This is a genomic window from Altererythrobacter chaiwopuensis, assembly GCF_054957735.1.
Window position 1 is genome coordinate 21,191 of sequence record NZ_JBTXJF010000002.1, and the last position, 24,063, is coordinate 45,253.

General features: G+C 57.1%; 23 protein-coding genes and 1 pseudogene. 8 read left to right on the forward strand and 16 right to left on the reverse strand.

Features of this window, described 5'->3' with window-relative positions:
* Positions 1-62 precede the first annotated feature (62 nt).
* Complete coding sequence (locus tag ACX3VQ_RS09355) at positions 63-200, reverse strand: hypothetical protein (RefSeq protein WP_462580782.1); 138 nt, start codon at positions 198-200, stop codon at positions 63-65.
* A 236-nt stretch (positions 201-436) separates the two neighbouring features.
* Between ACX3VQ_RS09355 and ACX3VQ_RS09360 the strand changes: the two genes are divergently transcribed.
* Positions 437-898, forward strand: a complete 462-nt coding sequence (locus ACX3VQ_RS09360) for a MaoC/PaaZ C-terminal domain-containing protein (protein ID WP_462580783.1) — start codon at positions 437-439, stop codon at positions 896-898.
* Here ACX3VQ_RS09360 and ACX3VQ_RS09365 read toward each other — a convergent pair.
* Genes ACX3VQ_RS09365 through ACX3VQ_RS09380 form a run of 4 tightly spaced genes read right to left on the reverse strand, consistent with a single transcriptional unit; the run spans position 895 to position 6,239 of the window.
* Positions 895-1,521, reverse strand: coding sequence for an FMN-dependent NADH-azoreductase (locus ACX3VQ_RS09365; protein WP_462573119.1), 627 nt, complete (start codon positions 1,519-1,521; stop codon positions 895-897). The genes ACX3VQ_RS09360 and ACX3VQ_RS09365 overlap by 4 nt on opposite strands.
* 5 nt (positions 1,522-1,526) lie before the next feature.
* Positions 1,527-1,856: a Rieske (2Fe-2S) protein gene (locus tag ACX3VQ_RS09370; RefSeq protein ID WP_462580785.1), complete on the reverse strand. Its 330-nt coding sequence runs from the start codon at positions 1,854-1,856 to the stop codon at positions 1,527-1,529.
* A 1-nt stretch (position 1,857) separates the two neighbouring features.
* Positions 1,858-3,765, reverse strand: a complete 1,908-nt coding sequence (locus ACX3VQ_RS09375; RefSeq protein WP_462580786.1) for an outer membrane protein assembly factor BamB family protein — start codon at positions 3,763-3,765, stop codon at positions 1,858-1,860.
* Positions 3,765-6,239, reverse strand: coding sequence for a TonB-dependent receptor (locus ACX3VQ_RS09380; protein ID WP_462580788.1), 2,475 nt, complete (start codon positions 6,237-6,239; stop codon positions 3,765-3,767). Before ACX3VQ_RS09380 ends, ACX3VQ_RS09375 begins: the two co-directional genes overlap by 1 nt.
* A 167-nt stretch (positions 6,240-6,406) precedes the next feature.
* Between ACX3VQ_RS09380 and ACX3VQ_RS09385 the strand changes: the two genes are divergently transcribed.
* Genes ACX3VQ_RS09385 through ACX3VQ_RS09395 form a run of 3 tightly spaced genes read left to right on the forward strand, consistent with a single transcriptional unit; the run spans position 6,407 to position 8,374 of the window.
* Complete coding sequence (locus ACX3VQ_RS09385) at positions 6,407-7,759, forward strand: aromatic ring-hydroxylating oxygenase subunit alpha (RefSeq protein ID WP_462580791.1); 1,353 nt, start codon at positions 6,407-6,409, stop codon at positions 7,757-7,759.
* Positions 7,760-7,776: 17 nt separating this feature from the next.
* Positions 7,777-8,067, forward strand: coding sequence for a putative quinol monooxygenase (locus ACX3VQ_RS09390; protein WP_462573114.1), 291 nt, complete (start codon positions 7,777-7,779; stop codon positions 8,065-8,067).
* Complete coding sequence (locus ACX3VQ_RS09395; RefSeq protein WP_462580794.1) at positions 8,054-8,374, forward strand: putative quinol monooxygenase; 321 nt, start codon at positions 8,054-8,056, stop codon at positions 8,372-8,374. The genes ACX3VQ_RS09390 and ACX3VQ_RS09395 overlap by 14 nt, the downstream gene beginning before the upstream one ends.
* A 160-nt stretch (positions 8,375-8,534) precedes the next feature.
* On the opposite strand, the gene ACX3VQ_RS09400 is transcribed toward ACX3VQ_RS09395, so the two are convergent.
* A complete protein-coding gene (locus ACX3VQ_RS09400; protein WP_462573112.1) occupies positions 8,535-9,290 on the reverse strand; it encodes an SDR family oxidoreductase in 756 nt (251 codons plus the stop codon).
* Positions 9,291-9,392: 102 nt separating this feature from the next.
* Between ACX3VQ_RS09400 and ACX3VQ_RS09405 the strand changes: the two genes are divergently transcribed.
* Positions 9,393-10,052, forward strand: a complete 660-nt coding sequence (locus ACX3VQ_RS09405) for a TetR/AcrR family transcriptional regulator (RefSeq protein ID WP_462580795.1) — start codon at positions 9,393-9,395, stop codon at positions 10,050-10,052.
* Between the two features lie 13 nt (positions 10,053-10,065).
* On the opposite strand, the pseudogene ACX3VQ_RS09410 reads toward ACX3VQ_RS09405, so the two are convergent.
* Positions 10,066-10,284 (reverse strand): annotated as a pseudogene (locus ACX3VQ_RS09410) (DDE-type integrase/transposase/recombinase); the annotation flags it as partial.
* A 215-nt stretch (positions 10,285-10,499) separates the two neighbouring features.
* Between ACX3VQ_RS09410 and ACX3VQ_RS09415 the strand changes: the two are divergent.
* Positions 10,500-11,060 (forward strand): carboxymuconolactone decarboxylase family protein, encoded by a 561-nt coding sequence (locus tag ACX3VQ_RS09415; protein WP_462580797.1) that lies wholly within the window; start codon positions 10,500-10,502, stop codon positions 11,058-11,060.
* Positions 11,061-11,161: 101 nt separating this feature from the next.
* On the opposite strand, the gene ACX3VQ_RS09420 is transcribed toward ACX3VQ_RS09415, so the two are convergent.
* From ACX3VQ_RS09420 to ACX3VQ_RS09440, 5 genes are all read right to left on the reverse strand, one after another.
* Entirely contained in the window at positions 11,162-11,869 is a 708-nt protein-coding gene (locus ACX3VQ_RS09420) for an IS6 family transposase (protein WP_462580798.1), read from the reverse strand.
* Positions 11,870-12,080: 211 nt separating this feature from the next.
* Complete coding sequence (locus ACX3VQ_RS09425; protein ID WP_462580800.1) at positions 12,081-12,524, reverse strand: hypothetical protein; 444 nt, start codon at positions 12,522-12,524, stop codon at positions 12,081-12,083.
* 2 nt (positions 12,525-12,526) lie between these two features.
* Positions 12,527-13,114, reverse strand: coding sequence for a JAB domain-containing protein (locus ACX3VQ_RS09430; RefSeq protein ID WP_462580801.1), 588 nt, complete (start codon positions 13,112-13,114; stop codon positions 12,527-12,529).
* A gap of 271 nt (positions 13,115-13,385) precedes the next feature.
* Complete coding sequence (locus tag ACX3VQ_RS09435) at positions 13,386-13,718, reverse strand: hypothetical protein (RefSeq protein WP_462580803.1); 333 nt, start codon at positions 13,716-13,718, stop codon at positions 13,386-13,388.
* 51 nt (positions 13,719-13,769) lie between these two features.
* Positions 13,770-14,291, reverse strand: a complete 522-nt coding sequence (locus ACX3VQ_RS09440; RefSeq protein ID WP_462580805.1) for a LuxR C-terminal-related transcriptional regulator — start codon at positions 14,289-14,291, stop codon at positions 13,770-13,772.
* 530 nt (positions 14,292-14,821) lie between these two features.
* Here ACX3VQ_RS09440 and ACX3VQ_RS09445 point away from each other — a divergent pair.
* Positions 14,822-15,433: a response regulator transcription factor gene (locus ACX3VQ_RS09445; protein WP_462580806.1), complete on the forward strand. Its 612-nt coding sequence runs from the start codon at positions 14,822-14,824 to the stop codon at positions 15,431-15,433.
* A 35-nt stretch (positions 15,434-15,468) separates the two neighbouring features.
* Here ACX3VQ_RS09445 and ACX3VQ_RS09450 read toward each other — a convergent pair whose 3' ends face one another.
* The 4 genes from ACX3VQ_RS09450 to ACX3VQ_RS09465 all read right to left on the reverse strand — a co-directional run bounded on the left by ACX3VQ_RS09450 (position 15,469) and on the right by ACX3VQ_RS09465 (position 20,962).
* On the reverse strand, positions 15,469-15,876 hold the full coding sequence (locus tag ACX3VQ_RS09450) for a hypothetical protein (RefSeq protein WP_462580808.1): 408 nt from the start codon (positions 15,874-15,876) through the stop codon (positions 15,469-15,471).
* A gap of 687 nt (positions 15,877-16,563) precedes the next feature.
* Entirely contained in the window at positions 16,564-17,301 is a 738-nt protein-coding gene (locus ACX3VQ_RS09455) for an IS6 family transposase (protein ID WP_462581201.1), read from the reverse strand.
* Positions 17,302-17,406: 105 nt separating this feature from the next.
* Positions 17,407-18,372, reverse strand: coding sequence for a glutathione S-transferase family protein (locus ACX3VQ_RS09460; RefSeq protein WP_462580810.1), 966 nt, complete (start codon positions 18,370-18,372; stop codon positions 17,407-17,409).
* An 88-nt stretch (positions 18,373-18,460) separates the two neighbouring features.
* Positions 18,461-20,962, reverse strand: coding sequence for a TonB-dependent receptor (locus ACX3VQ_RS09465; protein ID WP_462580811.1), 2,502 nt, complete (start codon positions 20,960-20,962; stop codon positions 18,461-18,463).
* Positions 20,963-21,330: 368 nt separating this feature from the next.
* Here ACX3VQ_RS09465 and ACX3VQ_RS09470 point away from each other — a divergent pair, with 368 nt between their 5' ends.
* Positions 21,331-23,976 carry a LuxR C-terminal-related transcriptional regulator gene (locus tag ACX3VQ_RS09470; protein ID WP_462580813.1) on the forward strand — a complete coding sequence of 882 codons (2,646 nt, stop codon included), beginning with the start codon at positions 21,331-21,333 and terminating at the stop codon, positions 23,974-23,976.
* The last annotated feature ends 87 nt before the right edge of the window (positions 23,977-24,063 follow it).

A 24,063-nucleotide genomic window follows, 5' to 3' on the forward strand; every position in this document is an offset into this window, starting at 1 on the left:
CCGTTCATCTGACTGCTCTCCCAATCTTTCATGCCCTGTGCCGCAAGTTTCGGAAGCTAGATCTAGCGAAGCAGCGTTGCTGGATCGCCATCCCGTTCCTCGGTCGCCCTGGCGAAGAAGCCGGACTGCGCCGTGCCGATGAGCCCGCTGCTGACGACTTCAAAATTCTGGTCGGGATAACGCTCCAGCTGCGATGCCATCAGGGACGATCCTTCACTGGTGGTCGCTTGCCAGCGGCTTACTGCTTCTAACGGGTCGGGGACGAACCACGACATCTGGAATATGCTCTGCCCAAGGGCGATGCCTGCCATAGCCTGCCTTGTCCTTCTTCCCGTGGCGCGATCTTACCAGCCGCGCCGGGGAAGTAAACATTCAGGCATGATTGTTTTTTAAAATGCTGCTTGCGCAGACCAAACGGATGACGCTAGCTAAACCGATGGATCGGCCGCGCCCACCCCGCAAGTTCGAGGATCTGGAACTGGGAGAGATCCGGCGATCCTCCTTGCGAACGGTGACGCAGCAGGAAATCGTCGATTTTGCGCGGCAGTATGACCCGCAATGGTTCCACTCCGATCCGGAGGCCGCGCGTACCTCGCATTTCGGCGAGCTCGTCGCCAGCGGCGTACATGTGCTGGCGATCTGGCGGCAGCTCGACCACGAGATCAACAGCGACATCGACTCCGTTTGCGGCATCGGCTTTGACAACTTCCGTCTCAAGACCGCGCTGCGTGCAGGCGACACGGTCTATGCGACATCCCGGGTTATCTCACTGACATATTCCACCAGCGGAAAACCACGCGGAACCGCCATAACCTATTACGAATTGCGCAACCAGAACGAGGAAATCGTTCTGCAATTCAACAGTATAAACCTGGTCTACAGCCGCGCGGCGGATTAACCTGGAAACCATTTGGCGGAGATTTCGGCCGCTTGGCGATGCGCCTCGGCCATTGCCGCATCAACTGCCTCCGGGGGTCCGTAAGTCGGGGCAACCCTGACGCTGTCGACCGTGCTGACGCCGATGAAACCGAGCCAGCTTTCAAGGTAGCGTAGCTGGAAATCGAGGCTCTCGATGCCCGGATCCGCACCGAACGGCATGGCGCTTGCGGCGATGACCGCTACCCGCTTGTCCGCCGCCAGGCCTTCGACGTCTCCCGCTCGAGTATTGCGGAACGCCATACCTGGCTGCGTCACAACATCGATGAAATGCTTGAGTTTGTAGGGAATGCCGAAGTTCCACATCGGGGTCGATATCAGCCAGGCGTCATGTGCCAGCACCTCGTCCGTGAAGCGCCTGATCAACGCCCAGTCCGCCGCTACTGCGGGCGCGACATCCTCGCCCATGATGAGGTTATAGCGCCCTTCGATCATGTCGCCGCCGAGCGAGGGTAGCTGCGCTTCCCACAGGTCCAGCCGCGTCACCTCCACCCCGGTCGGCAATGCGGCGAGGAAGCTCTCCGCCACCGCGCGCGACCGCGAGCGATCCGCGCGCGGGCTAGCATCGAAATGCAGCAACCGCATGCGCGTCAGGCCGCTGGATCGAGGCGGCGATCAAGATCGATTGCAATTTCCTCGCCCAGCACTTCGCAGTGCCAGGCCTTGATCGGTTTATCGGTCAGATTGCCGCTCGGGCAGCCGTTGCGGAGGTCGAACCGCACTCCGTGAAGCGGGCAGAAGATGAATACTCTCTTGACCTTGCCCCCGTGCAGCTCCTGGAAAGCATGGCTGCATTGGTTCTCCACCGCGAACACGCCCATCTCGCTTCGCGCCAGAACGATTTTCTCGCCGCCGTGCTCGATCGCCAGCGTTCCTTTCTGGGGCAGATCTCCCAGCCTTGCGACGATCTCCAACGCCATGTCAGCGCGATTTCTCGAAGACCAACAGAACGTTTCCGGGCATGTGGAAGTAGAGCCCATAGCCACTGTTGACGACCAGATAGCCGTTATATGCGGTGGGCCCCGGTCCACTCATCGCACCACCCCGGGTAGTGTCCCCGCTGATCGTCTTTACCGGTTTGGTCGTGTCATAGGACCATAACACCTTGCCGGTCTTGCGATCATAGCCGCGCAACATGCCATCGAGGTGCCCGGCCAGCACAGCGCCCGGAATGGCGGTTGCCGCCGCTGACACGCCGGGATCGCAATAGGGCTTGTCACCGCAATTGTCCTTCGCCTTTTGGCGCCATATGACCTTGCCCGTGGCCGCCTCGATCGCGTGGATGCCTGCTCCGTTGAGCTTGAGATCATAAGTTCGCCCGTCATAGGTATCGACCATGTCGACGATGGGTACGTAGATGCTGGTCCCTTCGCGCGCCATGCCGAAATGAACCCCGCCCTGCGTTCCGCCATGGCCAAGCCGACGGTTCCACACGATCTTGCCGGTGTCCGGATCGACGCCATAGGCAACACCCGATTTCTGGCCGACCACGATGATATCCTTGCCGCCACCAAGCGGCACGATGATCGGCGATGCTGCCAGATCGAGGTCGGGTCCTTTTTCTTTCGGGCAGTTTTCGTTGCCGATCATGCAGCCGACGTTCCAGGCATCGTTTTTGGTGAACTGAACCTGCCACAGCTTGCGACCGGTCCTGGCGTCGACCGCGAATAGTGCATCGCTGTTCTCGTCGGCGGGGGAAGAATAGTTCTCGCCCGAACCGAAATAGAAGCGACCCCGCTTCGCGTCATAGACCGGGCTGCCCCACACCGGTGCGCCCGAAGGCCCGAGAATTCGGGCACCGGCACTGGTGCGGCCTTGCTCGCGCGGCTCGGCGGGCACCGTGTAAGTCTTCCAAAGCTTCTTGCCGGTCTTGGGATCGAGCGCGAGCACTGCGCCGCGGAAGGAGCAGCAATCGTATTTTGGATCGGCTGCCGAAGTCACTTCCAACGATGAAATCGGTACTGCGAGCACACCCCCGCCAAGTGCAGGTGTGCCGGTGATCGTGGCATTGGGGTGGTCATCGGCCTTGACCTGCCACAATTGCTTGCCGGTCATCGCGTCGATTGCATACACTCGGCCGAGAATATCGCCGAAATACAGGCGTTTGTTATCAGCATCCGTAACGATCGCATTGCGCACTTCTGCACTCGCGCGGAAAACCCACTTGGCGCAACCCGTAGCGAGATCGAAGGCGTACACCTTGCCCGTCTGGCTTCCGACGAAGATCGTGTTCCAACCTATTGTCGGCTGCGAACGTGCACGATTTGCGCCGGGATAGGCAAATGCCCATTTAAGCTTGAGCCCCTTGAGGTCGCCAGCACTCAGGCCACCCACGGACGCAGGGACGAAGCGGCCGGTGTCATGGCCCCAGCCTACTGCGGCAGGAGGCGTCCCGGCGAATTTTGCCACATCGCCGGTGCAGGCCGGCGGCGGCGCGGGGGGCTGGTAATCGTCCAGTTCGATACGCGCAAGATACTCGGCAATCTCCTGGCGCTGTGTCGCGGAAAGGTGCGCCGCCTGCTGCTTCATCACTCCGTTGTTCAGCGCATCGAGCACCATGTCCGGCTCGAGCATCTCCAGCCAGACGATGGCCGGCGCCTTCGGAACGGCTCCGCTGTGGCAACCGGCGCAGTTTTCATAGAACAGTGCCTTGCCCGGATGGGTTTCGGGATCGATGGGAGTGCCGCTGCGCGAGACGAACTCATCCGTCGAACTTACGCGAGTGGCTTCGCCCCCGGCAACAGCATTACTGTCAGCGTCCCCGGTGGGCTGGCAAGCGGCGAGCAATGTCGCAAACGCCAGCCCGACCAGGGCAGTCCATCGCATCATTAACTACCGGCTCCGAAGCTGACTCCGAGCTCGATGCCGAAGTAGCGCGGCGGACCGAACTGACTGTTGAGCCACAGGCCGGCAACATTCTGCGATGCCGTGCGATAGCGCTCGTCGGTCAGGTTCTGGCCGACCACGCGGATGTAATAGTCGCCATCCGCCTGCGCCAGAGTAAGCGACGCATTCAAAAGCGTGCGGGCATCGAGGAAGGTGTTGCCGAGCGGATCGTCGATCGCCTGAGTGAACAGGTTGCGGCTCTGGTAGGCAACATTGCCATTGAGCGATACCTCCCAGTCAGAACCAACCGGTAGAGTATAGGTACCGTCGAGGGTCCACTGCCACTTCGGGGCACGGTCGAGCGGCGCCGTCGCAAGATCATATCCGGCATTGGGTGCGTCGTACTCGTCGTACTTGCCATCCTGGTATCCCAGAACGCCGCGCAGAGTCAGGTTGTCAACGGGCTTGGCCGTCAATTCGGCTTCAATGCCCTTCACCGTGGCCGATGCCGCGTTGAAGAACAGCGTCACCTGGTTGGGCGCGCCGTTGACGACGATCGGCACATTGAGCTGCTTCTGGAGATCGGAATATTCGACGTAGAAGCCGGTCAGGTTGGCCCGCAGACGGTTGTCGAGCAGGCCGGCCTTGACCCCTGCTTCGAAGCTCTTCGCCTTTTCCGGATCGGTCGCGCGCGCGTCGCTGGCGAAGAAATCGAGGTCCGCGCCATAAGGCGCAAAGCCGCCGATCTGGTCGTTGAAGCCGCCGCCCTTGTAGCCGGTGGCATGCGTCGCGAAGAAGTACAGGTCGGGGTTCGCTTCATAGCCGAGGCTGATGCGATAGGTCAGCTCGTCGGACTTGTCGTCCACCCGCACCACGCCCGCCGGATAATTGTAGACGCTCGCATCCAGCGGTTCGTCGATCGAGATGCCGAAGTCGAAGCCGCCTTCAAGTGCCGGAATGAAGGTCTGCTGCCGCCCGCGCCAGACCTTGTCATCCCACGTCTGGCGGACGCCGGCGGTTAGCGTCAGGCCATTCGAAATCTCGAACGTTCCTTCGGCGAACAGGGCCTTCGATTCCGCCTTTTGCGCATTGCAGAGGATGTACGGCGCATCGTTCCAGGCGCCGAACGGAAGCGGCCCCAAAACGAGGTCGAGGAAGCCGAGAATCTGGGACACGCAGAAGTCGGCCTTATCGTTCTGATAGAACCCGCCGGCGACGAAATCGAACGCCCCTCCCAGATCGCTGGCGAAGCGGATTTCCTGCTGGAACGTCTTGCGATCATCGTCGCGGCTGGCGTCGAATACCGAAAGCGGCTGGCCATCGATGCCGATCGCCGTCACACCGGCATAGGAGTTCGGCAGGCGCGAGATTTGCTTGCGCCACCCGGTGACCGAGGTGAGCGTCCCGACCTCGGTATCGATGTCGATATTGGCATAGAGGCCATCGACATTGATTCGCTGCTTGCGCCCGAGGAAGGCATCGCCGCGCAGCGTGATGCCGGCATTGTCCAGCGGGTCATTGCTGTTGGGATTGGGCACATTGAGGCCGAGGAAATCGGTCAGGAAGCCGACGTTTCCGGTGTAACGATCGTTCTCGTTGACCGAAGGAACGGTACCCGAACGGTCGCGCAGCCATTCGTACTGGAACAGCGCGCTGATGTTATCGCTCGGTTCGAGCAGCAGCTTCGCCCGGGCATTCCATACATCCTTGCCGCCAACGCGGCGCCCGTCGAGGCAGCCCTCTGCACCGTCCCATTTCGACGGAATGCCGGACAGGTTGTTCACTGGGCCATAGCAAGCCCCGTTGCGGTAATAGCCGTCGGTCTTCTCGTAGCCGCCGACGAGGCGAATCGCTGCGATGTCGCCAAGCGGGACGTTGACCGCGCTTTTCACCGCCACCGTGCCGAAATCGCCATAGCTGAACTGCCCGTCAACGCCGACATAGTTCAGTTCCGGCCGCTTGGTCCGCACGGTCACCGCGCCGCCGGTGGAGTTCTTGCCGAACAGCGTGCCTTGCGGGCCGCGCAGCACTTCAACCTGCGCCACATCGAAGGTGTCGAGCAATTGGGTCTGGACCGAAGGCATAACGAAGTCGTCCACCAGCACGACCACCGGCGGCTCATAATACACGATGATGTTGTTCTGGCCCACGCCGCGCATCGCGAAGCTCGCCGCGTTGAAGCCGGTAATCGTTTCAGCCGAGAAGTTAGGGGAAAAGGCCGCTAGTCCACCGATCGTATCCACGCTCGCCTGTTCGATCAGCGTTTCATCGATGGCCGATACGGAGATCGGCGTGCGCTGCAGGTCGGTCTCGCGCCTGGTCGCCGTGACCAGGATCGTGCCGAGCCCCTGTTCATCATCCTCCGCAGCAGCGGCTTCAGCCGCTCCTTGTGCAGCCTGTGCATATCCGACCGCCGGCATGATGCCGAGAGACATCGCAGCAAAGGCAACGCCGCATTTAAGCAAGCTCTTGGACATAGATCTCTCCCACCCTCTTATCTTAGGGATAGCGGCTCAGGCCCCTTCCCATTTGACTCTATCTTCCTGCCACAGCAAAATATGTCAATCAATCATGATTGTTTTTTATTTGGCATCAATGGCATTGCTGTAACAGTCGGACAGGCTGGCACGGGAGAACGGCGAAAATGCACTTCAATTTCCGCAACTGGGATATTCACAATGGCGATTCCCACCCCTTCAATGCCGAGCGTCCGCGCCCGGACAATGGGACTTCGCGGCCTGATCCTTCGCGTTATTATGCGCGCGAGTTCTGGGACGCGGAATGGGAGCGGGTCTTCACCAGGACCTGGCTACTCGCGGGCGTCGAATGCGACATTCCGGATGAAGGCGACTGGCTGCGGTTCGACATCGGCACCGAATCCTTCGTCGTGGTCCGGCAGGATGACGGCAGCGTACGCGCGTTTTACAATGTCTGCCCGCACCGCGGCAGCCAGATAGCCCTCGATGATTTCGGTTCGGCGGACAAGTTCACCTGCCCGTTCCACAGCTGGAAGTTCGCGCTCGACGGGAAGAATATTTCCGTAACCGATGCTGAAACCTTCCATCCCGACGTACTTTGCCACGGCACCGACATGAAGCAGGTGCGCTGCGAAACGATGGCCGGACTGATCTTCATCTCGATGAATGACGATGTCATGCCGCTGGCGGAGTATCTCGGCGAAGTTGCGGATCATCTCGCCCTTTATGACATCGGCAAGATGCATGTCGTGCAGCACAAGCGATCGGATTGGGCTGCCAACTGGAAAGGCGGCGTTGACGCGTTCTACGAGATCTATCATCTCCACTCAGTCCATCCACAGACCCAGGCTGTGATGGATGATCGCACGCAGATCGATCTATTTCCCAATGGCATGAGCCGCCAGTTCGTCCCCTTTGCTCAACCAAGCCCACGCTTTCCCGATCAGGAAACCGTGAATGCCGGGATCAAGATGATGCTGGCCGATGCAGGCATCGACCCTGACAGCTTCACCGGCACTGCACAGGAAAGCCGTGCCGCCATTCAGCAGGCCAAGCGCGAGCGTTCGGTCATGTACGGCCTCGGCTATGAAAAATTCAGTGACACACAGTTGAGCGATTCGACCATCTACGGATTGTTCCCCAACATCCAGATTGGCTGCCATCCCGAAGCGGTCTTCATTCACCGCTTCATGCCGCACCCGACCGATCCCGAACAGTTCACTTACGAGACTATCATCCTGTTCAAGCCGGAAGACATTCCCGGCTATTCCACGCCAGCGTGGATGGGATTGGCCGAGGACGCCGATACCAGCGGAATGATCCGGCCTGATATCATCCACAGCAAGCTGGGCGAACCGCCTGAACTGGGCGAGGTTCTGGACCAGGATAGCGAACTCTTGCCGATCGTGCAGAAGGGTGCGCGCTCGCGCGGCTTCGCAGGACCGCTGTGGAGCGAACAGGAAGCCCGGCTGCGTCATTTCCATGTCGAGCTGGATCGCTACATCAACGGTGAGAAATAAAAGAGCAGGAGCCCCTGATGCCCACCACTTTCCTTTCCCGGTTCAATATCAAGCCGGGCATAGAGGCCGAATTCATCGAGCTGATCGATGCGATGGAAGCCATTGCAGCTACCGAAGCGGATACGCTGCAATACAAGTTCTATCGGCTGGAAGATCCGGGCGCCTTCGCGGTCTTCGAAAGCTTTACCGACGAGTCGGCAGACCTTGCCCATCAGCAGAACCCGCAAAGCGCGCCGATCATCGCACGGATGATCGATTGCATTGATGGCACCTATCACCGGGAGTATCTTTACGATGTCAAAGCCTGAACGCGGCGGAGCCCCGGGTAAGTCGTTTATCGCAACGCTGCACACGAAGCCCGAAAAGCGCGCGGAATTCATCGCGCTCCAGACCGAACTGAAGGCGCTGGTTCACGAACATGAACCAGATGCATGGGTGTACGAGATCATGCAGTCGGAAGAGGACGAAGATCTCTTTTATTGCATTGCCACGTTCAAGGACGAAGCTGCCTTCGATCACCACATGCAAATTGATTTCCACGACCGGCTGGTGCCGCCGATCCTCGATTGCCTGGCGCAAGAAATGCAGCTGACGTACCTACGCTCGCACTCGTGAGCGAAGCCGATCTTGCCCGGCGGCGCATGAACAATGCTGGCGACGGCTGTACCGCAGACGCTGGAGACACCAATGACCAAGGCTTTCCTGCCTGAGAAGCCCGGGTTCTCAACTCGGAAAATCAGCCTTGAACTCCATCAAAGAAGTCCGACATGATTGTTCATGGCCGGATGCTGAAGCCATTGTCGACGAGATATTCGCCTCCCGTCAGGAAGCGCGCGTCGTCGCTACAAAGATAGACGATGAGGTTCGCGACGTCGCTTGGCGCACCTGTCGCCCCGGCGGGCAAGACACCTTCGGGAATGGCGTGCTCTTCCCCTGCGCGACCCTCTGCGCTCTGGATCATCGGCGTCTCGATCGATGACGGGTGCAGCGTGTTGCAGCGCACCTTGTAGCCCTGGTCCTGGCAATGCACTGCAATCGACTTGCTCATCGAGCGCACTGCGCCCTTGGCTGCGGAATAGGCGAAAAACGGAGCATAACCGAAATGGCTGGCGGTCGAAGACATGTTGATGATCGAACCGTTATCCGACTTCGCCAGAAGCGGCAGACCAAGCTTGCAGCCCAGGAAAACGCCCTTGCACATGATGTCCATGACGCGGTCGAACTGCGCGACCGTGGTCGCTTCCGGGTCCGCGACCAAGACAATCCCCGCATTGTTGACGAGGATATCAAGGCGACCGTGGTCACTTGCGATCCGGTCATAGACCGCCTGCCAGTCTGCTTCGGATGCGACATCATGCCTTAGCGCAACAGCAGCACCGCCGATCTGCGCGGCCACCGCAGCAGCAGCATCCGCATTCACATCCGTCACATAAACTATCGCGCCTTCCTCCGCGAGACGCAAGCAGTCGGCCTTGCCAAGCCCCGAACCACCCCCTGTGACGAGCGCGGTCTTGCCTTCCAGTTTGCCCATGACGATAGCTCTCCAACTGATTCGTTTGACTAGTCCTTTTTGCACAAGATATGTCATCATTAAAAACAGGCACGCCTGCTTATTTTGTATGAGGCCCCGAATATGCCACGCAGTTCGTCAACGCAGCGCAACAAGGAGAAGGGTCCAGCCAGTGCCCAGCCAATCATCGAACCGACCGCCCAGGCGATCAAGAGCGCAAAGACCCGTGCCCGCCTGATCGAGGCGACCATCCGCTGCCTAGTGAAATACGGCTATTCCAACACCACGACGCCCAAGGTCGCAGACGATGCCGGACTGTCGCGTGGCGCCATGCTGCACCATTTTGAGACCAGGCGGCAACTGCTCCAGGCGACTTTGATAGAGCTGCATCACAAGCAATTGCGCGCCTTCCGACGTTCAGCAGGCACGCTGGATCATGATGCGCGCACTCTCCTCCATGCCTATTGGGGCCAACTGACCCGGCCGAATTTCATCGCTTTCCAGGAACTCGCGATTGCTTCGCGCACAGACAAGGAGCTCGCTGTAACGCTCGAACCCGTCCGGCTCGAATTCCGAGAGCGTTGGCACGACCTGGCCATCGAACTATTTCCGGAATGGCGTGACGATCCCCAGGCATTCGAGGTTGCTCTGGCGCTGACGCAAAGCACGCTCGAAGGCATGGCGATCAACCGGCTGACCCATGGCATCAATGACGATACGGTCAAACTGGTGATCGATCACCTCGAAAAGGTCATCCTCGACCTGCGGCCCGTCCGCAAATAAGACGGTTCCGCGTTTAACGGACATTCAGGCCCAGCTCTTTCAATGCAGCAGGAAAAGATTTGAGCCCCTCGGTCACGATCTCGACTGGGCTTCCATGGCGTTTCAGTGTCTTCTTGAAGAAAGCCATTGCAGCTGATTTATGGCACTTTTTCTTCACGTAGCTTTCCAGGATTTCACCCTCATGATCGACAGGGCGCCAGAGGTAATGTGTCTCGCCGTTGATCTTGACGAAGCACTCATCGAGATATCAACGCCACTGGGAGTAGCCCTTGATGCGACTGATGCGCTGTCGCCTGATATCGGTCGCGAACATAGGGCCGAAGCGATTCCACTCCGGCAAGCAGTCTCGCCGACCACCCGCCATTGCTTTGACAAAGCCGCACGGCCACAATCGTGCCTCGATCAGTGGATACCGCAAAATCACAAGTCGAAGGAGAGGAGAAAATCATGCCTCGCGTACATGTTCCCGAAGAGCACGCGCACGACCCCTTGGCCTATGTCTGGGCCGAATACACGCCCAAAATCGGCGCGGCGGCGGCGGGCTATTCGCTGGCGGTTTACGAGAATTCACAGCTTTCCATGCGCGAAATGGAAGCAGCCCGTATGCGCACCGCATTGATCAACGGTTGCAATCTGTGTCGTGAAATGCGGGCGGCGCGCGATCTGCCCGGCCATATCGAGCGCAGCGGTGGCAGCGTCGAGAAGGCCGCAAAGGCGCGCGACAACACTCCGCCGGACGAACGCTTCTACACGGAGGTGCTGAACTGGCGTACCTGGGATGCCTATAGCGAGCGCGAGCGGCTGGCGATCGAATATGCCGAACGGCTCGGTGAAGCACCGCAATCGATGGACGATGACGAGGATTTCTGGGAACGGATGCACGCCCATTTCAGCGATCGCGAGATTGTCGACCTGACCTTCTCGATCGGCTCTTGGATGGCGCTGGGACGCTTTACCCACGTTCTTGCGCTCGATGGTGTCTGTATGCCGACCATGCCGCAAAGCTGACCCGACCAGCGATCGGAATCTAATCCATCCGGCTTTCGGTGCTGTCAGTCCGACGCCAACTCGTCTCCACTTGGCAAGGCGGTCCCTACCCGCGCCGCGCTTCAGGCCATCAGTGATTGCCACTCGACCATGGCGGCAGAGCGGCGGGCTTTGTAGGTCTGTCTATCGATTAGGTGGCGTTCGGAGTTGAAGTGGTTGGAGATCGAGGCGTGGACTGAGGCGAATTTCTGTAACGACTTCATCCGCCGAAACCGCTGCATCGCACGCTCTCTTCTTCGGAAGGGATGGTGACTGTTCTCGGCCCGATTGTTGAGCCACCTCCCCATCTCGCGACGGTCTTCGTTGCCGAGTTCCTTCATCGCCGCCGGGTAGGATTTCAGGCCGTCGGTGACGATCGTCTCAGCCTTCCCGTGGCGCTTCAGCGCCTTCTTGATGAACGCCAAAGCCGCGGATTTGTCCCGCTTTTTCGTGACGTAGCTTTCCAGGACTTCGCCCTCGTGATCGACCGCACGCCATAGATAGACCATCTCACCATTGAGCTTGACGTACATCTCATCGAGGTGCCAGCGCCAATGGCGGAACCCTCGCATTCGGCTTACTCGTTGCCTGCGAATATCGGCAGCGAACATCGGGCCGAAGCGATTCCACCACAGCCGAACTGTCTCGTGACACAGATCGTAACCGCGCTCAAAGAGTAGATCCTCGACATTCCTCAACGACAATGGATATCGCACATAAAGCATCACGACCATGCGGATGATATCGGGCGATGAGTGGAAGTATCGGAACGGATTTTCAGTCTTGCTCATCCGCTCCGGGTAGCAACCTGCCCACCGACCCGCCATCCCTTTGACAGCACCGCGGTCCACAACCGGTTGCGCAATTTTAGTCTGACAAAGCCTTCTCACGGTATAGGCATTTTCCCGCTAATCGATGCTTGGAAAGTCGAAATAAGCGAAGGACTCATGGCGGCACTCGCAAGTGGATCGCAGCAGTCACAATTCTGGCCATGGCCCCCAGTCAAAGCAAGTGATGCTTGCGGAAGGAGAAATAGTGATCAAGTTGTTGCAGAGCGTGATCGGTCAAAGCAACCTCTCGCACTCTTCTATCGGTGCCGGAATTGGACCGTTCCACCAACCCCTCATCTTCTAATATCGAAATCCATCGAAGTGCAGTTGTCTGCGGCTCATCTGAAAGCGCACAGAGGCTAGTCACTGAAATGGGTCTAGCTTGGTGACTAGAAACATAGAGCTCAAGCAGCATAGTCCATGCGGGCTCGCCAAAGAGATGGCTTGACAAGTGTGTAGATCTTGCTCGTCGATTTTGCAGCTCTAAACGTGCTTGCCGGACGCAAAACTCACGGCGAGCGTTCAAGTCTTCTTCAGTTGTGGCGGCTAAAGACGCGGTCTGCAATAGCTTGAGTCCAGCTTCAGCGAAATCGCGAGGGGTTTTGAATTGCTTCATGCTCATAGCAAACCTGCACGTCGCATGCTGAAGGCCGATGAGCCCGCAATGATGAGGTGGTCTACGAATTGAATATCTAGAGTATGCGAAAGTATTGCCAGATGCTTGGTTGTCCGAATATCAGAATCGCTCGGCTCCGTTGACCCGGATGGGTGGTTGTGAGCAAGAGCAAATGCGGGAGCTCCCGTTGCAATAATCGGTTCGACCACCTGCCGGAATCGTCCAAACGCTTTGGCTTTTGCTCCGTGAGAGAGCACTTTATAGCCCAAATATTGCCCATTGGAGGCAAGAAGAATCTGCAAAATAAACTCTTCCGAAATATCTCGGAAGGCCTCCACCAGTATTGCTAGCGCTTGGGTATCGCAACGGTAGATCGCGCCGTTCTCACACTCTTCCAGTCTACCCAAGATTGATCGTAGCCGACCTTCGCCAGGCGAATCTGATGGAACATGGTCCCAATCAGGATCAGAGTGGCGACAAAGCCGGTCGGAGCGCTCTTCATGATCGAGTAGACCGCCGGCTCCACTTCCACTTGTACGTACCGGGCGAAATGAGCTGCCACACTCAACAGTTGAAACGAAGCTGCCCATATTGGCCAAGCCCTTTTTGCATTAATAGCGATCCAACTCATCGCCCCTAGACATAAAATATCTACAGCGAATGAAATGAGATCAACGTTGAGAAAGCGGGGTGGGACCGAAGCATAAACGATCGCTTGAATTGCAAAAAGGGCCGCCAAAGTTGCTGCCCCAGCCTTTTCTGGCTTGCCCCCTCGAAGGAACGCTGCGGCCACACAAGCCAAGAGAATACTGTAAAAGATTGCAATGCTATGGACGTTCAGTTGCGGTCCCATAACTAGCCCTATCCAGCGCGCGCAGCGGTCACCTCACTAAGGTGTTGCGCATTAGCATTTTCGGGGCATGTAAATGGAAAGTCTGCCTTAGTCTCGATAATCTTCTTAAGATCTGAATGCGCACCAACAGCCTTCAAACGGGCATCAACAAGGCTCTTTTGCAATTCAGCCACCCTTGTGATTGCCTTTTGGCCAATTACCGCGTCCATGTCGGTATCGACCCGAAACTGTGTCATCTCCACCATCAGCGATCCGGCTGATGCTAAAAGTAAGTCGAGGTCATCTTCGAGTGTGTGAATTTGACGACTAATGCGAATAGCAGCGATTTCTTTGGTCTTCATCTTGCATCTCCGTTCGCGCTTACGCGCCAGCGTGTTGAGTTGAAGACCCCTTCAGACCAAGTCTCCCATGGTCACCGCTATTGCGGTAATCACCAGTCCGATAACCGACAGCAAAACTGCACCGACAACAATTGCGGCAATCCTACCGAGCGGACCAAATTTGGCGTCCAGAGTCTCCAGGGTTGTCGGTTGATTTTGCCAAAGTCGAGGCTCAAAAGTTGCAGAGTCTTCGACAACAAATAGCGGGCTTTCCGACAGCTCCTGGAATTGCTGATCTTCAAAATCTGAATGGAAGTCGATCACCGGCTCACCATATGTGGTTCGACCACATATGTTTTTTAGAAGTGCGTACCGGCGAGCAGTAGCCGCGCGATCTTGAGTTCCAAGTTTGGGCCAAACAGCTTTGATGCGTTGGTCAACAGTGTTGGGCGCGATTCCGAGTTCTCTCGCGATTTCCTTTGACGTCTTATGGAGCAAAACGCGATCGAGAACTTCAACTTGAGCTGCTGTCAAGCTGTCAAGCAGGCGCTCGGCAGTCCTAGGATCAAGTTCAGGGTTTGCTATATCGAACACATCATAACTGTACCCGTTATACGCGGCGGGTCCAATAGCCGTATGGAACTAGGGTTAGGCAAAAAAACCTAAGTCAATGAAATTTAACAAGGGTCCTATTCCTTTGGTCCATTTCGGACCGTTAATTCTTCTGTCAACGTGTCGATAGCCTTCTGCAAATGTACCGCTGGAACAGTGGATTGATGACGATCGAGTATCGATAGCACCTCGCTCATAACGTCGAGGACGTGCCCCAACTCCAAGTTGGAAGATGGTTGTCGGGCGTGTTGCGAAGATGGAATAGGTTGAGTTCCAATTATTGTTCAGACTTGGAAATGCCGACCGCTTTTATGCCGATTCATGATGAAGATGCAATCCCGCCAAATTGCCCAGGGGTCGATCTAACGCGCCAATGTCTTGGTGGCCTGACAAGCTATGCTCGATCACAGTAGAAAAATACACTGAGTCCAGATCGGACCATTCTTTAAGTGCATTTGCGTAGCTTGTGTGATTCTTTCCGACCTATCAGTAGCTCCCGGAGAGGTTGCACAATGTCTAATAAAGAGAAAGTGTATTTATTTGACCGCAGTGAAAGAAGACGCGCGCATCTGTGCAGTCTTCTGACAAGTGAAAAATACCATGTTGAACCGTGTCACGATCCCAAAGATTATCATTTGGGGTTTGGATCTGCAGGAATAGCTCTCGTTAGAGACGAGGACAACGCAGTAGCCGAAGTAGTGCAACACTTGAGTTCAGCTTCAAGTTTCATTCCCACCCTAGCCTATGACTCCACACCTTTAGTGGGCAAAGTGGTCCGTGCAATGAATGCTGGAGCAATAGACTATCTTGAATGGCCATTTGATTGCCAGATTTTCGAGAGTCACATCAAGAAACTCGATATGCGCCTCTCTGCTGCACGGGAGCTGAAATTGCGAGAACAACGTGCGCGAGAGCGCTGGTCCGCACTAACGAGTCGTGAGAAGCAAGTTTTGCAGGCAATGGGCGACGGGAAAACAAACTTCGAAATCGCCAATAAGCTATCAATAAGCCCTCGAACCGTTGAAATCCATCGTACTAACTTGATCAAGAAGATGGGTGCAAGACGCTCCGCGGATGCGGTTAGGAGTTTGGTTGAGGCTAGCCTCACCAGTTCGATCGAGTAGCCTTGGTGCTAGCAGTTGGCGGCCCGGGACTAATGCTAAAAGTCCACAGTCGCTCCAACCTGACGGAATACAGCCGTCATAAGCGCCGCCGCTAAGGCGATGGCTTCTGTCTTTCCTTCGGCGTGAATCTCTCCATCGACTCCTGGCAAGAATATGGATGCAATTGCATGCTCGCGGGGAGGCTTACTCAACATAAAGCCAGTGTCGTCGCCTAAAAGACTAATTGCTCCATCGATGTAGGCAGCCGCTCTAATATGAGCGTCAAATGCTTGCTGGGATGGACGGGGCTCAAATAGGTACGACCACTCCTGTGGCGCCATGAGGCAAAGCGAAAATAGGTTCGTCAGAATTTCACCCTGGTCAACCTCTTGGGCGGTCTCACAAGATTCAAGCAGTTCGCTCAACTCAAGAAACCAAAGTTCGCAATCTAGCTGATCTGCCATTGCTCTTTACCTCTCTCGAGTCGACACGGACGCAATTTTAAAAATGTTTCGTCCCAACTACATTCCATAGTCCCAATGAGAACCCACCAGACGGAATTTGTCCACTTCATAATGGCCAGATGTAACCGCAACCAAAATAACTTAATCTCGGTCACTGGGTCGAGCAAGGATTTGAGCCGATCACCTCCCATCGTCCAGACCTTCAATGGCGCATTTCTCACTCTCCGGATTGTATGCTGATGGGGCGTTAGCGGACAAGCAGTGCCGGATACCGGACATCAGACGGTATCAAAGAGGCAATTGCAGTCGCCAGCCGATCTCCGCCTAACGACCACTCGTCAACCTGGACCTTACCCGACAGCCTTGGCAAAATCTTCACGCTCTTGCGCGTCAGACCATGCGTAGTAAACTGAACTATGGACTCATCCCCTTCACTAGAAAAACTTCGATCCGATCTGCGCGAATGCCTCATTGCGGCAGATGCGTTGGATCTCAGAATGGTTGGCATTTTCGTTTCGCAGGCCCTCGATCAAATTCCATCTGAGGCCGAAGAATTGTCAGCGCGAGAGAATGTGATCTTGGAGAGGAGGCGGGATGGAGAAATCTCAAAAATTGTCAAATAGGTTGCTGTCAGTCTAACGCTAACCGCTCTCCACTTGGCAGAGTTCGCCCTTCCCCAGCGCCCGTTCAGGCCATGAGGTTTTGCCACTCGGCAAGGGCGACCGAGCGGCGAAGCTTGTAGGTCTGGCGATCAGTGAGATGGCGGTCCTGGCTGAAGTGGTTGTGGAGGGAGGCGTGAACTGAAGCGAATTTCTGTAGCGACTTCATCTGCCAAAATCGTTGCATGGCACGCTCACGTCGTCGGAACGGCAAGTGCGAATTCTCCGCTCGATTGTTGATCCAACGCCCCATCTCACGACGGTCCTGATTGCCAAGTTCCTTCATCGCCGCCGGATAGGATCGCATGCCGTCCGTAACGATCTTCTCCACCTTGCCGTGTCGTTTCAGGGCTTTCTTCATGAATGCCAGTGCCGCAGCCTTGTCGCGCTTTTTCGTGACGTAGCTTTCCAGGACTTCACCCTCGTGATCCACCGCTCGCCACAGATAGTGACGCTCGCCAATGATCTTTACGAAGACCTCGTCGAGGTGCCAGCGCCAGTGACGAAAACCCTTCATCCGGCTGACCCGCTGTCGACGGATGTCAGCGGCGAACATCGGACCGAACCGGTTCCACCATAGCCGAACAGTTTCGTGACAGATGTCGATGCCCCGTTCGAACAGCAGGTCTTCCACATTCCGCAACGACAAAGGAAACCGCACATACATCAGCAACGCGAGCCGAATGATCTCGGGCGAAGAGTTGAAATACCTGAATGGGCTATAGTTGGTTTGCGTGGTCTGGGCATGGGTGAGCCCTACCCTCACCGGCTCACTTTTCAATCAGGTGCGTTTGCTTTGACAACACCCCGTCAAGGGAGACGTCAGGTAGGAGCAAGCTCGTCCGACTGACATCTCCGACGCCAGCCACTACTATGACAGCAGACGATGCACATAACCAATCCTTGGGAAATGAAGATGCAGGATACCCAATTGCTCGTGCTCGCGGGCCAAAGTGATGCTCTGTTCAGAGGCTCCGACAAGACGCCCTTCTACCCATTCAATACCGTAATCGTCGGGCGCGACCGCGATCAAGTCGCCGCGCGCGACGCCTTCGATTTCAATATCTGGCGCAGCAGCATGCGCCAGCGGTGCATGCCGTCCCGCAATTGCCAGGGCTTCGCTCGCATCAATCGACGTCGCATGATCTTCGCTCGCGGCATCGATGCGCGCCATCCAGCGCGCCGTATTCGGCAACGATTCTAGACAATCGGCGAGTAAGTTGGGCATCATCGCGCGGATCAGCCATGGGTTCATATAGGCATGCACATCGAGCAGGCTGGGCACGTTGCCGGCCAACCAAGGTCTGCCTGCGCCAGTTTTGCCTGCGACTAGCTGACGTTCGATCCGGGCGAGATGACAACGCCATTGCTCACGGTTGTTTATGACCGTCGCGCGCATGCGCTCGACATCGAAACGGTCGCCCATCAGCGCGCGTCGGTCGTCGTGAAACTCCGGCGGGAATTGATCGCCCATGGTACCGAAGATCAGCCCGATGCTGGCCATGAACCAGCGCGAATCGGTCCAAGTGGCAATCATCGACGCCAGCCCTTCGATCCCCGGCCACAGCAGCGGCGAAGCGGGAAATCGACGTTCGAGCTCCTCGAGTATGACCTGCGTGTCGCAAAAGATGTCGGCACCAAGCTGCAGCACCGGAATGCGCCGATAGCCGCCAGACAGAGTCATCAGTTCGGGCCGCGGCATGATCGGCGCTACATCGACCTTGCGCCAAGCGAGCTGCTTGAACCGCAGCGCCAGTCGAACCTTTTCCGAAAAGGGTGAAATGTCGTAGCTGTGAAGGATGATCTCGTCTGAATGGGTCATGCTGCGTGCTTTCATGATCTCGCGCTAACCGCGGGTAAGCACGCTCGCGACCGCGCACCTGTCCGCTGCCGACAGAACGACAGTGGCAAGCAAGAATAATGGCTCAAAAACGAACAGTACCGGTGAAGGTGACGCTGCGAGGTGGCAGAATCTGGCCGAAATGCGAGCCGAACGAAAGTGGGATGTCGTTGCCGTCGGTAATCTCGTAAGTATCAAGGAGATTGTTGCCGCGCACGCTGAGCGTCCACGGCCCAACAACAGGCCCAATGCTGATCACAGCATTGAGCAGCTGGGTATTGCCTGTCTTCAGGATCGGATCGAGGTCACCCTGACGGAACGCGCTGGTTTTGAAGCTGTAGTCGATGTTGAACCCGGCCACCATCGAGCCGATATGGTGTTCGTAATCGAAATTGAGCGAGGCGGAGAATTTGGGGCTGTCGACGGTAGTCCGCCCGCTGACATCGTTGATTCCGGCCGCCGCGCAATCGGCGGCGGTCAGTCCCGCTGCGGCCGGCCCCAGCGCCCCGTCGAACTGAGCCTGCCTGAAGGCCAGGAACTGCGAATTGGTGCAGGCCTGATTGGGGAAATTGTCGAAGCTGAAATCGGTATAGGCGGCCGCCGCCGTAATCAGCAGTCCATCGGCGACGCGCCAGCGCGAATCGAGCTCGATGCCTTTGGTCTTGGCGCTGGCGGCGTTTTCGACGTTGAAAGTGGTGTTGCCGCTGAACACCGCGACCTGGAGATTGCTGTATTTGGTGTAGAATGCGGCGAGATTGACCTCGGCGAGACCATCGAGCAGCAAGGTCTTCGCCCCCAGTTCGAACGCCAGCGCCTTTTCGCCTTCAAAATCGGCGCTTTCACGCAAGGCTCCAGCACCCGCCGCGTGGCCGGTGTAGAAGGAATTGAACCCACCCGCTTTCGCGCCCGAAGACGCCGAACCGTAGAGCATCGCATCCGGGCTCGCATCCCACTGGGCATTAGCCGACCAGGTCAGATTGCCCTCGCGGCGGCGCAGTCCCTGAAAGTCATGCGTGGTGAATTCGAGCAATTGTTCGGCAACCACTATCGTGAGCGGATTGGTGGTTTGCGCGGTCGCGCCTTCAATATAATCGGCGGCATGGACCAGCTGGCGGGCGGTCTTCGCTTCATTAGTGTAGCGCAGCCCCCCGGTTACCCTGAAGCTATCTGACAGATTGGCCGTTGTCTGGCCGAACAGAGCCCACGACTGGGTCGTCTGGGTGAGCTGGGCATAGCGCGACACGCCGATCACGCCTAGCCCGACTAGAGGTGCCAGCGCCTGTTGCGAAGCGCAAGCAAAGGCAACGCCCGCGTCCACCAGCGGATCGCCCGCAGCGCAGCCCGCCGTGGTCAGCGCGTAGAAGGTTGAAATGCTGGCCGGGGTCAATCCCTCGGCCACTAGGTCCGCGTCGAGATAGAACCCGCCAAAAATGTAGTCGACCGCCTGCCCGGTATCGGACGCATAGCGGATTTCCAGCGTGCGCTGGTCCATCCGTTCTGCGTCGTCGAAGCGAACTAGTGCCAGCGGCGACAGGTCGGCGTCGATCGCGCGTTGGAAGCCGTAGCGCGAGAAGGAGCCGAGTGCGGTCAACATGCCACCATTTGCGAAGCCGTGTTCGATCGTCAGCCGCGCTTCATCGAGATTGCCACTCATGGTCTGAAGCGAGCCGAAATCCTGCACCGGATCGATCTCACCGGTGAGCGGATCGATATCGGCGGTGTTGATCGTATAATCGCGAACATCCTCGACGCCGACCGCCGCCAGCGCACCCGCGACGAGGTGTTCGAACGGTGCTCCCACGCTCTTCCAGTCGCCGTGCTCATAGCGCATGCTGACCAGCGTTTCAGGGCCAGCATCCCATTCGGCACTAATCCGTCCAGCCCATTCCCTGGAATCGGGATAATCATCGCCGGTAAACCCGTTGCGGACCCAGCCCTTACTCGTGTCGCGCATCTGAAACGCGCCACGCAGGCGCAATGTATCAGTCAGCGGCCCCGACACAAATCCATCCGCGTCGACGCGGCGAAAGCGGGCATTGTAGCCGAGCGAGCCTCTGGCTTTGAAATCGCTGGTCGGCTTCGCGGTGGTGATATTGAGTGCACCAGCGATAGTGTTCTTGCCGAACAGCGTCCCTTGCGGCCCGCGCAGCACTTCGACCGCAGCAATATCCATGAATGCGAAGCGGCTCTGCACGCCGCGCCCGCGGAATACGCCATCGACAAAGGTTCCGACCGATTGTTCGAAGCCCGCCTGGTCACCCGAACCGAGTCCGCGAATGCTGATTCGGTCGCCGATTGTCGCCTGGTTTACCTGCAGATTGGGTACAGTGTTTGAGAGCGCGTCCATCCGCTCGATTCCCTGCTTCTGGATCGTTGCGCCGGTCACGACTGAGATCGAGACGGGAACATCCTGCAGATTCTGCGAACGCTTCTGCGCCGTGACGACAATGACATCCAATCCGCCTGCAGTGACCTCTTCTGTTTGAGAGACGCTAACCGCTTCGGGGACGACGTCCCCAGTTTGCCTCTGCTCCTGAGCCTGTGCCTGATTGGCCGTCATCGCTGAGGCAATCGTCAACCATGACACCAGCGACCTCAATCTTCCCTGCCGCAGGAAACTCCGACCGTCTGTGTTTGATTCCGACGTGTTAGACAATTTCACTCTCCTAAATCACTGTCGTTCGCTTGACGACTATTGCGCAAATGTTGGGGATGGGCGTCAAAATGGACAACTACATGGATGGGTAGGTTTCGAGTGAGGCGAGCACGTGGATCCAAGCTCATGCTAGGTCGTGTTGGCAAAAGACTTCAGCCATGGCGCCGGAGGCAATCTTGCACTAACAATCAACGCGGACCACTCAGTGGGGGCCGGTCAATATGGATGGTACGTTTGTCAGAGGGCCGGCAAAGCTTAGGCCGCCTCGCCGGCCACGACATATGGTGGAGCGACCAGACTTGACTGCGCAATTGCGCAAGGCGCAAGAGGGTGTCGTCTGCACGCTGTTTGCCGCCGCTGGCTATGGCAAGACTACCACGATGCTTCAGTATTTTGATCACGCGGTCGCGCAAGGAGCCATCGTTGCATGGGTCTCGTTGGACGAGCAGGACAGAGATCCGTACAGCTTCCTTGAATCGGTGATCCTCAGCTTCGAAACAGCGCAGGCCGGGATCGGAAAGACAGCGCTCGCCTGGTTACGCAACGGCGGAACGAATGTGGTCGACGCCGTGCTTGCTGCGCTTTTTAATGAAATCGCCGCCAAGTCGACCCTGGTGGTGCTGTGTCTTGACGATTTTCACGCAGCGGAAACCAGTGGAGTCAATGCGATCCTGCAGTCGATCCTGAAACGAGCGACAGATAACTTCACGCTGATGATTGCGAGCCGCACCGTACCCCGTGTCGATATCGCAGCCTATCGAGTACGCGGTCAGGTCACAGGCCTTGGGACGCGCGACTTGTGCTTTGGTCTACAGGAATCGATTCATCTCATGAATCGATTGACCGATACCCCAATGTCCCGCGCTGAGGTCGTTTCGATTGTTGAGTATACCGGAGGCTGGGCCTTGGCCCTCCAGGCCTCGGCGATATCAGTGCAACAACTGGGGAGTGCTACGCGTTTTCTGGAGCGCGCACCGAATGCAGATTCCGACCTGTTCGACTTTCTGGCACGCGATGTGCTGGAAAGCCTCGACGGACCGATCCGGCAATTTCTGTCCGACACTGCCCATTTGACAATACTCAACGCAGAGTTGTGCAATGCGGTCATGGAGATTGACAACAGTAGCTCCATGCTCGCCACTCTTTTACAATTGAATTTGTTTGTCGAACCTCTCGCAAGCGAAGAAGGCTGGTTCCGCTACCATGCCCTCTTTCAGGATTTCCTCCTCCGCAAACAATCCACTCGCGGGCTCAAAAGCGTCCACGAGCTCAATCGACGCTCTTACATCTGGTTCGCGAAACGTCGAATGTATGACCATTGTGTGGCTCATGCGCTCAACGCGGAAATGTGGCCAGAAGCTGCCAGCAGCCTGGAGGCAGCTTGGAGACAAATGGTTATCCTCAGCCAGTTCGATCGTCTCCAGGACTGGCTGGATAGATTACCGCCGGAGATGCTGGCAGACAATGCGGAACTGCAAATCGCCTATGGTTGGACCGAAATACTCCAACGGAACATCGCCGCCGCCGAAAGGCGGATCGCGGCAATTCGGCGTCGATTCCCGACCGATGCAGAGGCATTGACCAATAAAGGAATGGCGCCAGACCCTTTGATGCGCGACCTTTTCGTCCTCCAGGCTGCCGCCGACAATGTTAGCGACAACACTGCTGCGATTGCCGCACTAAATGGTGTCGACCCCGGACATTTTGACGATCTGGAGCCGTTCCAGCGAGGAATCATCCTAAATTGCATTTCCTATGCCAATGTCGTCACGGCGAATTTCGACAGAGCGCATCGGTTAGCCTCTTTTGCGCTTGAGATACACCGCGAGGCAGGTCTTGTTCTCGCCGCGATATACGCAGAAATTTTTCATGGATTCGCGTGGCAGGAAGCAGGCGAGCTTCATGCCGCGCGCGATGCGTTTCTCCGCGCGAACAATCTCGCAATCGAGCAGTTCAATCATCCCTACTCCGCGCCGCAGGACTTGCTATCCGCAATTTACTACGAATGGGATCAGATTTCAGAAGCGGAGGATGCAATCCGCAATGCGGCCAATGCCATTCGCGGGCTCTCCATCGTCGGTCCGCTGATCGACCATCACCTAACCATGGCAAGGTTGGCGCTAATCCGTCGGCAACCCGCGGAAGCTTTGTCAATACTGACCGAGGCCGAAGTCATAGGGCGGCGCGAAGGCTGCACCCGTTTGCTGATAGCGGTCCTCGCAGAACGCATCGGTATCCAATTGGCCGCCGACAAGATCGCCGAGGCGCACGAGGTTGAAGGCGAGCTTCTGAAGCTGGCCGGAGCTCAGAATATGGAACAGTCGATGCTTTCCTTAAGCGTTAGCAGCGTTGCCGCACAGGCCATCATTCTGATCCGAATAGCGGATAGGCAACCCGAATCCGCTCGCACGCTGATCGCCCCCTATATCAAGCAGGCGCAACGTTCCGGTCGCCGGGCTGAACTCATCAAGTTCCTTATCCTCGACGCCAAAGCGCTTGCAGCGCAAGCTATGCAGAAGCGGGCGGCAAAAAGGCTGGCGCTGGCCTTGGCGAAAGGTGAAACGGCCAACTACGTGCGGACCTTCGCCGACAACCTTGTTGCCGAGCAGCAGCTTTGCGTGGACGGACTCAATCAGGCGCTGCTCGAAGGGTGCGACGAGGCCTATCTCCGGCGTGTTTCGGGATCCATGAATATTCCTCAAGCGCGCTGGATCATTACCCCCACTACGAAATCCGTGCAATTCAGCACGCAGGCGCTGACTAATCGCGAACGCGAACTTCTGGTGATGCTGAGCGCGGGCAACACGAACAAGCATATTGCTCGGGCGCTCGGCATCAGCGCCAATACGGTCGCTTTCCATCTGAAGAACCTTTTTGACAAGCTTCAGGTCAACAATCGCACCCAGGCAATAGCTGTGGCGCGCCGGAATGGTTTGTTACAGTAAGTGTCATTGCGTATCTCACGCCGATAAATTGGTGTACCGTACAGTTTGCAAATATTCGCTTGGTTTTTGTCGGTGGTGTCAGTCCCG

What these genes read in the sequence shown, in the direction of transcription:
- ACX3VQ_RS09415 (WP_462580797.1), top strand. Translation starts at nt 10,500, where the DNA reads ATGCCTCGCGTACATGTTCCCGAAGAGCACGCGCACGACCCCTTGGCC.
- ACX3VQ_RS09380 (WP_462580788.1), bottom strand. Translation starts at nt 6,239, where the DNA reads ATGTCCAAGAGCTTGCTTAAATGCGGCGTTGCCTTTGCTGCGATGTCT.
- ACX3VQ_RS09365 (WP_462573119.1), bottom strand. Translation starts at nt 1,521, where the DNA reads ATGCGGTTGCTGCATTTCGATGCTAGCCCGCGCGCGGATCGCTCGCGG.
- ACX3VQ_RS09405 (WP_462580795.1), top strand. Translation starts at nt 9,393, where the DNA reads ATGCCACGCAGTTCGTCAACGCAGCGCAACAAGGAGAAGGGTCCAGCC.
- ACX3VQ_RS09375 (WP_462580786.1), bottom strand. Translation starts at nt 3,765, where the DNA reads ATGATGCGATGGACTGCCCTGGTCGGGCTGGCGTTTGCGACATTGCTC.
- ACX3VQ_RS09400 (WP_462573112.1), bottom strand. Translation starts at nt 9,290, where the DNA reads ATGGGCAAACTGGAAGGCAAGACCGCGCTCGTCACAGGGGGTGGTTCG.
- ACX3VQ_RS09385 (WP_462580791.1), top strand. Translation starts at nt 6,407, where the DNA reads ATGCACTTCAATTTCCGCAACTGGGATATTCACAATGGCGATTCCCAC.
- ACX3VQ_RS09360 (WP_462580783.1), top strand. Translation starts at nt 437, where the DNA reads ATGGATCGGCCGCGCCCACCCCGCAAGTTCGAGGATCTGGAACTGGGA.
- ACX3VQ_RS09390 (WP_462573114.1), top strand. Translation starts at nt 7,777, where the DNA reads ATGCCCACCACTTTCCTTTCCCGGTTCAATATCAAGCCGGGCATAGAG.
- ACX3VQ_RS09420 (WP_462580798.1), bottom strand. Translation starts at nt 11,869, where the DNA reads ATGAGCAAGACTGAAAATCCGTTCCGATACTTCCACTCATCGCCCGAT.
- ACX3VQ_RS09445 (WP_462580806.1), top strand. Translation starts at nt 14,822, where the DNA reads ATGTCTAATAAAGAGAAAGTGTATTTATTTGACCGCAGTGAAAGAAGA.
- ACX3VQ_RS09460 (WP_462580810.1), bottom strand. Translation starts at nt 18,372, where the DNA reads ATGAAAGCACGCAGCATGACCCATTCAGACGAGATCATCCTTCACAGC.
- ACX3VQ_RS09395 (WP_462580794.1), top strand. Translation starts at nt 8,054, where the DNA reads ATGTCAAAGCCTGAACGCGGCGGAGCCCCGGGTAAGTCGTTTATCGCA.
- ACX3VQ_RS09370 (WP_462580785.1), bottom strand. Translation starts at nt 1,856, where the DNA reads ATGGCGTTGGAGATCGTCGCAAGGCTGGGAGATCTGCCCCAGAAAGGA.
- ACX3VQ_RS09430 (WP_462580801.1), bottom strand. Translation starts at nt 13,114, where the DNA reads ATGGGCAGCTTCGTTTCAACTGTTGAGTGTGGCAGCTCATTTCGCCCG.
- ACX3VQ_RS09450 (WP_462580808.1), bottom strand. Translation starts at nt 15,876, where the DNA reads ATGGCAGATCAGCTAGATTGCGAACTTTGGTTTCTTGAGTTGAGCGAA.
- ACX3VQ_RS09425 (WP_462580800.1), bottom strand. Translation starts at nt 12,524, where the DNA reads ATGAAGCAATTCAAAACCCCTCGCGATTTCGCTGAAGCTGGACTCAAG.
- ACX3VQ_RS09355 (WP_462580782.1), bottom strand. Translation starts at nt 200, where the DNA reads ATGGCATCGCAGCTGGAGCGTTATCCCGACCAGAATTTTGAAGTCGTC.
- ACX3VQ_RS09435 (WP_462580803.1), bottom strand. Translation starts at nt 13,718, where the DNA reads ATGAAGACCAAAGAAATCGCTGCTATTCGCATTAGTCGTCAAATTCAC.